At 29.1% G+C, this 11,038-nt stretch carries 10 protein-coding genes; 5 read left to right on the top strand and 5 right to left on the bottom strand.

Annotated features, from left to right (window positions below):
- Positions 1-52: 52 nt before the first annotated feature.
- Entirely contained in the window at positions 53-595 is a 543-nt protein-coding gene (locus ACXIHB_RS00220; RefSeq protein ID WP_173360856.1) for a flavodoxin family protein, read from the bottom strand.
- A gap of 140 nt (positions 596-735) precedes the next feature.
- Here ACXIHB_RS00220 and ACXIHB_RS00225 point away from each other — a divergent pair, with 140 nt between their 5' ends.
- The 5 genes from ACXIHB_RS00225 to ACXIHB_RS00245 all read left to right on the top strand — a co-directional run bounded on the left by ACXIHB_RS00225 (position 736) and on the right by ACXIHB_RS00245 (position 6,981).
- On the top strand, positions 736-1,590 hold the full coding sequence (locus ACXIHB_RS00225) for a PPK2 family polyphosphate kinase (RefSeq protein WP_173360857.1): 855 nt from the start codon (positions 736-738) through the stop codon (positions 1,588-1,590).
- Positions 1,591-1,657: 67 nt separating this feature from the next.
- Entirely contained in the window at positions 1,658-2,485 is an 828-nt protein-coding gene (locus ACXIHB_RS00230; protein WP_047789646.1) for a 3'-5' exonuclease, read from the top strand.
- A gap of 71 nt (positions 2,486-2,556) precedes the next feature.
- Positions 2,557-3,456 (top strand): carboxypeptidase-like regulatory domain-containing protein, encoded by a 900-nt coding sequence (locus ACXIHB_RS00235; RefSeq protein ID WP_125067921.1) that lies wholly within the window; start codon positions 2,557-2,559, stop codon positions 3,454-3,456.
- A 39-nt stretch (positions 3,457-3,495) separates the two neighbouring features.
- On the top strand, positions 3,496-3,981 hold the full coding sequence (locus ACXIHB_RS00240; RefSeq protein ID WP_462098618.1) for an ABC transporter ATPase: 486 nt from the start codon (positions 3,496-3,498) through the stop codon (positions 3,979-3,981).
- A gap of 69 nt (positions 3,982-4,050) precedes the next feature.
- Positions 4,051-6,981 (top strand): glycoside hydrolase family 3 N-terminal domain-containing protein, encoded by a 2,931-nt coding sequence (locus tag ACXIHB_RS00245; protein ID WP_173360858.1) that lies wholly within the window; start codon positions 4,051-4,053, stop codon positions 6,979-6,981.
- Here ACXIHB_RS00245 and ACXIHB_RS00250 read toward each other — a convergent pair.
- From ACXIHB_RS00250 to ACXIHB_RS00265, 4 genes are all read right to left on the bottom strand, one after another.
- Positions 6,962-8,008 carry a 1-acyl-sn-glycerol-3-phosphate acyltransferase gene (locus tag ACXIHB_RS00250; RefSeq protein WP_349265043.1) on the bottom strand — a complete coding sequence of 349 codons (1,047 nt, stop codon included), beginning with the start codon at positions 8,006-8,008 and terminating at the stop codon, positions 6,962-6,964. The genes ACXIHB_RS00245 and ACXIHB_RS00250 overlap by 20 nt on opposite strands.
- A gap of 3 nt (positions 8,009-8,011) precedes the next feature.
- A complete protein-coding gene (locus ACXIHB_RS00255) occupies positions 8,012-8,923 on the bottom strand; it encodes a bile acid:sodium symporter family protein (protein ID WP_281980214.1) in 912 nt (303 codons plus the stop codon).
- Positions 8,907-9,548, bottom strand: coding sequence for a DUF4159 domain-containing protein (locus ACXIHB_RS00260; RefSeq protein WP_159615504.1), 642 nt, complete (start codon positions 9,546-9,548; stop codon positions 8,907-8,909). Before ACXIHB_RS00260 ends, ACXIHB_RS00255 begins: the two co-directional genes overlap by 17 nt.
- A 394-nt stretch (positions 9,549-9,942) precedes the next feature.
- Positions 9,943-11,013: a helix-turn-helix domain-containing protein gene (locus tag ACXIHB_RS00265; protein ID WP_462098619.1), complete on the bottom strand. Its 1,071-nt coding sequence runs from the start codon at positions 11,011-11,013 to the stop codon at positions 9,943-9,945.
- Positions 11,014-11,038: the final 25 nt, after the last annotated feature.

Here is an 11,038-nt window from a genome sequence, read left to right on the forward strand (position 1 = left end):
AAATACTGTCAAAGGTTTCTTGTAAATTGTAAAAAAACGACATCTTAAAATTCTAACGGGTTAAAACATCCTTAAAATTTTTAGTAGCTAAAATATTTCTAAATTCATTAATTTTAACTTTAGCATCAGGATGTATGTCGTTTCCGTCTTCAGTAAACCAAGCATGGGTACTACCAAGATAGTTCATACCTAAATATTTAGCACTTTCAATAAAAGGCATTTCAAAACCATTTCTACGGTCATTAGCACCAGAATTACTAATCATAGCCATGTTTTTGCCTCGCAACTGTCTACCTAAATCTTTTTTATAATGTAACAAGTCTGACAATCTATCAAAAAATATTTTTAGCGTAGCACTCATACTATACCAATATACAGGGGTGGCAAATATTAGTGTATCGTATTTACTAACAATTTCTTCTATAAGAGGGATAAAATCATCATCAGAATTGCTAAAATCATATTCAAATACACCAATTTTTTTTGTTCTTAAGTCAATAAAATCAAAAGACTCGTTGTTGTTGAGGTAGTTAACCACTTTGTTTGTGTTTCCTACACTTTTAGAACTTGCTTGTATAATAACTGTTTTATTCATTCTGTCATTTATTTGGAAGTAAAGCTCAAAAAAATAAATAAAAGAATATCTTGGATTTAATTGTAATATTTGATAATAACCAAGAAAAAATCAATAGAAGAAGTCTATATTTTTGTACTTTTATGCTATAAAAAAAGCGGATGAACACAAATGCCTACATATTTTCTAAAAAAAGAAAGTTAAATGAATTTTCTACTAAAGAAGTTGTTGATAATGCTAAGAAGAAGCTGAAAAAATCAAGAAAAAAAATTAGTGATTTACAAGACACAATGTACGCAGAAGGTAAGTATAGTGTTTTATTGTGTTTACAAGGAATGGATACAGCCGGTAAAGATAGTTTAATTCGAGAAGTTTTTAAAGATGTTAATGCACGTGGAGTAGTAGTGCATAGCTTTAAAGTACCAACAGAATTAGAATTAAAACATGATTTTTTATGGCGTCATTATATAGCCTTGCCTGCTAAAGGAAAAATAGGAGTTTTTAATCGTACACATTATGAGAATGTTTTGGTAACAAGAGTGCATCCAGAGTATGTTTTTGCCGAAAATATTCCCACAGTAAATAACGTTGATGATTTAAATGATACTTTTTATCATGATAGAATGGAGCGTATTAATCAGTTTGAAAGGCATATATCTGAAAACGGAACAATTATTTTAAAGTTTTTTTTAAATATATCTAAAGAAGAACAGAAAAACAGGTTATTACGTAGGTTAAACATTCCAGAAAAAAACTGGAAATTTTCTGCGGGTGATTTAGAAGAACGAAAGTTATGGGATAAATATCAAGAGTGTTATGAAGATATGTTGTTGAGAACATCAACAAATTATGCTCCTTGGTATGTAATACCTGCAGATGATAAAACTACAGCACGTTACATTGTAGCAAAAACATTAGAAAAAGAATTAGAAAAATATAATTTTAAAGAGCCTACACTTCCAAAGAAAGTGTTAGACCAAATAGATGAATTTAAAAAAGAATTAACGAACGAATAATATATAGAAAAGACAATAATAGATATATGTAAAGTAAATAGAATATTGTCTTTAAGCACTACAAAAAATGAATTTAAATTTAACAAAACCAATCGTATTTTTTGATTTAGAAACAACAGGAATAAACATTGCTAAAGATAGAGTAGTTGAGATATCTATTTTAAAAGTGTTTCCTAATGGAAATAAAGAAAGTAAAACATGGTTGGTAAACCCAGAAATAGAAATACCTAAAGAAGCTTCAGAAATTCACGGAATTACAAACGAAAAAGTAGTTGCTGAGCCAACTTTTAAAGAATTAGCACCGCAAATTAATGAGTTAATAGGAGATGCAGATTTAGCAGGATTTAATTCTAACCGATTTGATATTCCTTTATTAGCAGAAGAACTGTTAAGAGCAGGAATTGATTTTAATATGAATAATAGAAAAGCAGTTGATGTACAAACCATTTTTCATAAAAAAGAACAGCGAACACTAAGTGCTGGATATCAATTTTATTGCGGAAAAGAATTAGTAGGAGCACATGGAGCAGAAGCGGATACAAAGGCAACCTATGAAATTTTATTAGCACAGGTTGAAAAATATGAAGATTTAGAAAACTCAGTAGAAGCATTGAGTGAATTTTCAACCCACGGAAAAAGAGCAGATTTTGCAGGGTTTATTTTATTTAATGATAAAGATCAAGAAATTTTTTCTTTTGGAAAGTATAAGGGAAGAACTGTTGAAGAAGTATTTAAAGAAAACCCAGGATACAATGCTTGGATTCAGAATGCTGATTTTCCTTTGTACACAAAAAAGGTTTTAAAAGAAATAAAAGAACGAATGTCGGCACCGAAAGATACGATGACTGATGAAGAAAAGCTACAAGCTTTACAACAAAAGTTTAATTTACGTTAAGTGTTTGAAAATTAACAACTACTTAAGAGCTCTTATAATTTTCAATTTTTACATTCGTTAAAAATTAAGTTATGAGAGTTTTTCTTTTTCTATGTTTTGTAAGTATTACAGCATTTTCACAAACAGTAGTTTTAAAAAATAAAGTAATAGATGCATATACAAATGATCCTGTTGCTTATGCGAATATTAGTTTTTTAAATGAAAATGTAGGGGTGTCTTCCGATGAAAATGGTCACTTTTCATTACAGATCAATAAAAAAATATTGAAAAGTAAAGTACATGTTTCTTGTTTGAATTATAAAGACACTGTTGTATTAGCATCGGTTTTACAGAGTGAATCTCTTAAACTTCAACCAAAATTATATGAGCTAGAGGAAGTAATAATTTCAAAAAAAGCGGATAGAGAGTTAGTTGTTGATGAGTACAAAAGAAGAGATATAAAAGCTAGTTTTGGAGGAAGAAAAGGATCACCTTGGATAGTAACCAAGTATTTTCCTTATAAAAGTGAATATAAAAATTTCCCTTTTTTAAAGAGTGTAACGATTTATTTTACAAGTTTTCTTTCTAGAAAGAAAGCAAAATTTAGGGTTCGTTTCTTTAAAGTTGATGAAAAAACAGGTAAACCATCAGAAGATATACTAAAAGAAAGTTTAATTGTTGATGTAAAAAAGACAAATGGGAAGACTGAAGTTGATGTATCTAAGTTTAATATAGAATTTCCAAAAGAAGGTTTTTTTGTAGGATTAGAAAGAATACATATACCATATAATTTTCATAAAATAAAATACACTAAGCAAGGGAGTAGAAAAAAGTATAAAGATACTATAGTTGCCCCAGATTTTGGGGCAATATACACGAAAGATTCAACTTGGGTAAAATCAAGTGGAAAATGGGTAAAACACTATTTTCCCCAAGAATTTTATAAAGGAAATGCGCTAAAACCAGCAATTTCCGTAACTTTGAGTAACTAAGAAATTACATATTCAAAAACTTAAATATAAAGAACAACAATGTTTACAGAATATAAAAAACTACCTCAAAACTCAAGAGTTTGGGTGTATCAATCAGATAGAGAGTTTACACAAGAAGAAATAGAATTAATCAGTGCAAAAGCATTGCTTTTTATTGATAATTGGACGCGTCATGGAGACGATTTAAAAGGATCATTCACTATTAAGTACAATCAATTTTTGGTGTTGGGTGTAGATGAGAACTTTAATAATGTTTCAGGATGCTCAATAGATGCTTCTGTACGTTTTATTCAAGAGTTAGAAAAAGAGCTAGAGCTAGATTTAATGAACAAAATGAATGTTTCTTTTAAAGATGGAGATAACATTAATATTGTTAAACTTCCAGAGTTCCAAAATTTTGCCAAAGAACAAAAAATAACAGCAGAAACAGTTGTGTTTAATAATATGGTAAATACAAAAGGAGATTTTGAAACAAAATGGGAAGTACCAGCAAACCAGAGTTGGCATGCACGATTTTTGGTATAACTATTGATTTTATAAAAAAAGATGTTAAAGCCTTACATGTTTTTTGTAAGGCTTGTTAAGGGATAATATATGAAAAGAAAAGTATTAACATTACTAACGTTTGTTTTTATACAAATAATTCAAGCCCAAGTCCAAGGAGTAAACCCTTTATTGGCAAAAGATTCTATAACACAAAATGTATGGGTAGATAGTATCATGAAAACTATGTCTGTTGATGAAAAAATAGGACAGTTGTTTATGATACAAGCATATTCAAATAAAGATAAAAAACACGAAGATTTTATTTCTAATATGGTTACAAAATACCATGTAGGAAATATTATTTTTATGCAAGGAACACCTGATAAACAAGTAGTTTTAAACAATAAATATCAAGAATTAGCAAAAATACCTTTAATGGTTGGTTTTGATGGCGAATGGGGCTTGGATATGCGTTTGAAAAACACGTATCGTTTTCCTTGGAACATGACATTAGGGGCTATTCAGGACACGGTTTTACTTCAGGAAGTGGGTAAAAGAATTGGAGAACACTGTAAACGAGTTGGAATTCATATAAATTTTGCTCCAGTTGTAGATATAAACACTAATCCTGATAACCCAATTATAGGAAACCGTTCTTTTGGAGAAGATAAAGAAAATGTAGCAGAAAAATCAATAGCATTTACCAAAGGAATGCAAGAGGTAGGAGTGTTAGCGAATGCAAAACACTTTCCAGGACACGGAGATACGGAAGCAGATTCTCACCACACGTTACCAACAATTAATTTTAGTAAAGAACGACTAGATTCAATAGAGTTATATCCATTCAAAAAAATATTTAAAGCAGGTGTAGGAAGTGTAATGACAGCGCACTTGAGTATTCCAGCTTTAGAAACGAATCCAAAATTACCATCATCATTATCAAAAAGTATTGTAACCAATCTATTACAAGATCAGTTAGGCTTTAAAGGGTTGATTATCACGGATGGATTGAATATGAAAGGAGCTGCAAATTATTCAACACCAGCAGAAATAGACTTAGCAGCAATTTTGGCAGGAAACGATATGTTGTTGATTCCTCAAGATGTCCCTGAATCAATTAGGTTGATTAAGAAAGCCCTATTGGAAGGAAAATTAACAGAAGAGCGATTAAATCATTCAGTTAAAAAGATTTTAAAGGCAAAATACTTAGTAGGGTTAAACAAGTATAAGCCTATTACTACAGAAAATGTTGTAAAAGATATAAATACCCCTTATGATGAGGTTTTACATCGTAAATTGATAAAAAACGCTATTACAGTTCTAAAAAATGAAGGAGGAATTTTACCAATTAACAACCTTAAGGATAAAAAAGTAGCTTACATTTCTTTAGGAAGTGATACTGGATCAGATTTCTATGAAATGCTTAAAAACTATACGAAAGTAGATAAGGTTTCTGATAAGCATTTAAGTGTATTGAACAAGAAGTTAGAAAAGTACAATCTTATAGTTATAGGTTTTCATAAATCAAATAAAAACCCTTGGAAAGGTTACAAGTTTTCTAATAAAGACCTTGTATGGTTACAAGAAATAGCAAGGAACCATAAAGTTATTTTAGATGTTTTTGCTAGTCCATATAGTCTACTTCAAGTTCCTTCTTTTACTAACATAGAAGGAGTTGTAATGTCATATCAAAATAGTAAGTTAGCTCAAGAGCTATCAGCGCAAGCCCTTTTTGGAGCTTTTAATTTAAAAGGAAAGTTGCCAGTATCTATAAAAAATGAGTTTAAAGCAGGGGATGGATTATTGGTAGATGGGTTGGATGTGTTACAATACACAATTCCTGAAGAAGCTGGAGTTTCTTCAGAAAAACTTTCAATTATTGATAAAAGAATTGATACAATTTTACAAGAAAAGATGGCTCCAGGTGGACAAATTTTAGTAGCCAAAGATGGAAAAGTAATTTATAATAAAAGTTTTGGTTATCATACCTTAGCAAAAAATAAACCAGTTAGGAATTCAGATATTTACGATTTAGCTTCTTTAACTAAAATTTTAGCTTCGTTACCCATGATAATGAAAGCAGAAGAAGAAAGAAAAATTAGTTTATTTTCAAACTTGGGAGATGTATTACCAAGGTATAGTAAATCGAATAAAGACACTTTGTTATTAAAAGAAGTATTATCCCATTATGGACGTTTACGTGCTTGGATTCCATTTTATTTGCATACTAAAGACAGTGTAACAGGAAAGAACTCTACACAGTTTTACAGAAAAAACCGAACTTCAAGGTTTAGTATAAAAGTAGCAAGAAATTTATACTTAGCTAAAGAATATAAAGATTCAATTTATAAACAAATAGTTGATTCTGAACAACGAAAAAGAGTAGGATATAAGTATAGTGATTTAGGCTACTATATTTTTAAAGAAATTATAGAAAGAAAATATAAAAGACCTTTAAATAAACTGGTTGAAGAACAGTTTTATCAACCTATTGGGGCAGATAGAATGACATACTTACCTTTAAATAAGTTTACTAAAGATGAAATTGTACCCACAGAAAGAGACAATTATTTTAGACATCAATTAGTTCATGGTTATGTTCACGACATGGGAGCAGCTATGTTAGGTGGAGTAGGAGGGCATGCAGGGTTGTTTGCAAATGCAAATGATGTAGCTAAAATTATGCAAATGTTTTTACAGGATGGATCTTATGGAGGAAAGAAGTACTTAGAGCCAGAAACAGTGCATAAGTTTAATAAACGCTATTATGAAAACAAAAGAGTACGTAGAGGGTTAGGTTTTGATAAACCACAATTAAACCCCAAAGTAAAAGCAACTTGTGGCTGTGTTTCGGATGTGAGTTTTGGACATAGTGGTTTTACTGGAACGTATACTTGGGCAGACCCAGCAACAGGTGTCGTGTATGTGTTTTTATCAAACAGAATTTATCCAACAATGAGAAATTATGGTTTAGTAAAAAGTAATATACGTACCAAAATTCAACAAGATATTCAAGATGCTATTTTGATGGTGGAGTAGGTGATAATTTGGTATATAAAAGAATAAGTAAAAAGGAAGTTAAAAAGTAGATTAAAGCTATTTTCCAACCCCAAAATATAGATATTATCCAACTTTGTATACAATAAAAGGAAGGAAATAAAATAGCGTTTACACCAAACCTAAAGGTGTCTATAAACTCTATTTCATCGATTTTTCTACTTAAAAATTTCCAAATTGAATATGGAACTAAACTATTTAAAACAATTAAAAAGAATAAAGGGAGAGCGTAGTTAATACTACGCTTTTTTTGTACAAATACCTTTTTATTTCTTATAAGACTGTTTACTTCATCAACTTTAGTAAAATCTACTTGAGCATTATTTAAATTAGCTAAGGTAGTTTCATAACTTTCATTTTGTTCTATATGAACAGATAAGTTTTCTAATTGATTTGAAACAAGCTCTTTTATATGTTTTACAGATTTATTTATGTTTTGTTTGTCGTAATAATCGTTAGCCAAAATTGGAGAACCAAAATGGATAGCAGTTTTTGAAGGGTAGCTAGATACGTTTTGATATGTAATTCCTACTGGAATAATATTTATTCGAGTGTCAGGGAAATTATCTAAAGTTTTAAAAATAATTCTTGTAAAGCCTTTACTAAGTGGTCTAATAGCTCTGTCTTTTTTGTGTGTTCCTTCAGGAAAGATTAGTAAAGTTTTATTATTCTTTAAAAGGAGTTGACATTTATTAAAAATTTCTTCATTCTTACTAAGTTGTTGTACACCGTCTCTAATACGATAAATAGGCATCATTCCAAGCGAGTTGAAAAACTTAGCAATAATAGGGTTGTTAAATACAGCTGCACGCACTAAAAAGTTTGTTCTCCTTTTTATATGTGTAGCTATAAGTATAGGGTCAATTAAGCCATTTGGGTGATTAGCTGTAAAGATTACGGCTTCTTTTTTGGGAATATGCTCACTTCCAATAATCGTTGTCTTTTTAGAGTAAAAGAATAAGCCAGTTTTTACAAAAGCTTTAAAAAAGTAGTACAACAGTGTTTTCATGTATTATTTATTTCTTCCCCAGTAAGTAGCTAACATTATTCCTGAAAAAATATCCCAAACACCCCAAAACGCAGCAAGAAGGGCCATTCCTCCTAGGCCATCAAAAAAACTAAAAATAAGTAGTAACCCTAAACCACCATTTTGTATTCCTGTTTCCATAGAAATAGTTTTAGAGTCCTTTTTATTTAATTTAAAAGATTTAGCAGTTACATAACCTATAATAAACGCATAAATATTATGAAATATTACAAGAAATAAAACTAGATGTATATAGTCTTTAAAAACATCAGCGTTATCATAAAGGGCTATTACAATTAATAAAATGAAAAAGAAAATAGAAAATGGACGTAAAAGTTTATTGATTTTTTTAGCCATTTCATGATGATAGTGATTAACTAACATTCCTAAAACTATCGGAATTCCTAAAATAAGAAGGACAAGTTTAAAAAGTTCAAAAGGGTTTAAGGAAACACTTTTTAAAATTTCGTTAGTAGGCCCGTATAAACTACCCCATAATTGTAAGTTTAACGGGGTCATTACTAAACAAATTATCGTTGAAAATGCTGTTAAACTAACAGATAATGCAGCGTTGCCTTTTGCCATTTTACTAAAAAAGTTAGAAACATTTCCTCCAGGGCAAGCAGCAATCATAATCATGCCTAAAGCAAAACTAGGGTATGGGTTAATAATATTGATAAGGATAAAGGTTAAAAAAGGAAGTAAAATAAACTGAGATAATAATCCGACAAATAATATTTTAGGTTCATTAATAAGTCTTTTAAAATCCTCTACCTTCATATCTAAAGCAATACCAAACATAATGATAGCTAGAGCAACATTAAGTATCCATAAAGCTTCAGTATCAAAATTAATCTTAATACTATCAATTTGTAAAGTGTTAATGTTTAAAGGCATATTCTATTATGTTAGCCCCCATTTGTAGAGCTTTTGTTCTAATTTCTTTTGGATTGTTATGTACGGCAGTATCTTCCCATCCATCACTTAAATCACTTTCGTAATCATAAAAAACTATAAGTCTACCTTCATAGAACAAACCAAAACCTTGAGGAGGTTTTTTATCATGTTCGTGAATTTTTGGCAAGCCTTTAGGAAAGGAAAAAGTTTGATGATAAATAGGGTGATTGCTGGGAATTTCTTGAAGTTGTAATTCAGGAAAAACTTTTTTTAATTCTCTTCGTATGTATTTATCAAGACCATAATTATCTGATACATGTAAAAAGCCTCCTGAAATAAGATAACTTCTTAGTATTGAAATTTCATTATTTGTAAATAAAATATTACCATGTCCGGTTATGAAAACTATTGGGTAGTCAAAGATAGTTTCGTCGTCTAGCGTAATGTTTTGTATGTTTTTGTCAATCTGGGTTTTCGTGTTTTGATTAGTGAATTTTACAAGGTTAGGTAAAGCTGTAGGATTTGCATACCAATCACCACCTCCTTTATATTGTATAACAGCTATTTCTTGAGAAAAAATATTTTGACTTAATAGAAAAATAAAAAGCAGGGTGAGGTTTTTCATGAATTAACTTGAATTTAAAAGCAATATAGTAAAACAACAATAAAAAAACACTAATAAATTTGTTATCGCCTTCTTTTCTTTAAAAAAATAATTCTTTTGAATATGAAAGCTAATTAATAAAGTATTATGTAGTTCTTAAATAAAAAAAAAACACCAATAATAAATATTGATGTTTTTAAGCTATAGCTTCCTCTTCTTCGTAATTGAGAAATAAATTACACCTCAATAAATTTTTTAGAAATTTCACATTATAAATTGAAAACCCCTTCAACTATTTTCAATTACTAATTTTTTAATTTCTCATCACAAATATAGCTTAAGAGTAAAATATAAGGGTTCGAAAACGTCCATTTTGGATGTTTTCGAACTGTCTTTTTATAAAAAGATTATAAAATTAATTTAAAACAATTACAGATAAGTTTTTAAATTGAACAGGTGTATAACCTGTATGCTTTTTAAAAACGGTATAAAACGTAGATTTAGAGTTGAATCCAGATTCCAAGCCTATTGAAGTTATTGTATAGTCAGCATAATCAGAATCAACTAAAAGAGTCTTAGCAAAATTTACTCTCATTTCATTTAAGTAATCAGTAAAAGACTTTTTAGCAACACTATTTATAATAAGAGAAAGAGTACTAGAACTTATTTTAGTATCTTTTGATAAGTCTTGTAAAGTATATTTATTTAATAAATATTTCTTTTTTGATCTAATAAATTGGTCTATTTCATTAAACTGTTCTTGTTGTTTGTCTATTTGGTTTTGAGAAAAACATTTATTTGTGTTTAAATTAATTAAATCTATACCAAAGTCATCATTTAAATCAATTAAAAGAGATTCTCTAATTTTTTTACGCTCTTTTAATACACGAATTTGTCTTAAACCTTGATAACCTAACCAGTAAATTAAAACAGTAGTGTAAACTCTTAAAGGGTAATAAGAGAATAAGAAACCGGTAAAGTTCATTTTTACTTTAATAATTAAGGCTAAAATCCAAAGAGCATATCCAATTGAAGTTAAAATAAAAAAAGTATAAATCCATCTAAGATTATCAAACGATAAAATTTTAGGAAAGAGCTTTTCTTTCTTATATAAAATATAAAATGAATAAAAAAAAATACTTAACGAAGTAGTTAAGCTAAATATTTCCTCGATGGAGGTATACCGTTCATAAGTATAATTTAAATACTCTCTTGAAGCAGAATCACTGTAATATAGAACAAAGCTAATTTGGCTAATTATAAGAATAAAAAAAATAGGAATAATTAATTTTAATATTTTGTACGACTTTTCAGCAAGGTTTAGGTAGTGAATTAAAAACATATACAAAAAAGGCATTGCTAAAAAATGCCAAGGTATTTGTACATAATCTAAAGCAAACTTATGCTGAAATAATTCTTTTTCTAAAACCCAAGATTGAATATTGTTTAGAGAAATTGCCAAAATTAAAAGGTTTAAGTATATCATACTTTTTTCTCGTCCATTTTTAGAA

This window comes from Tenacibaculum sp. IMCC1, from assembly GCF_054906355.1.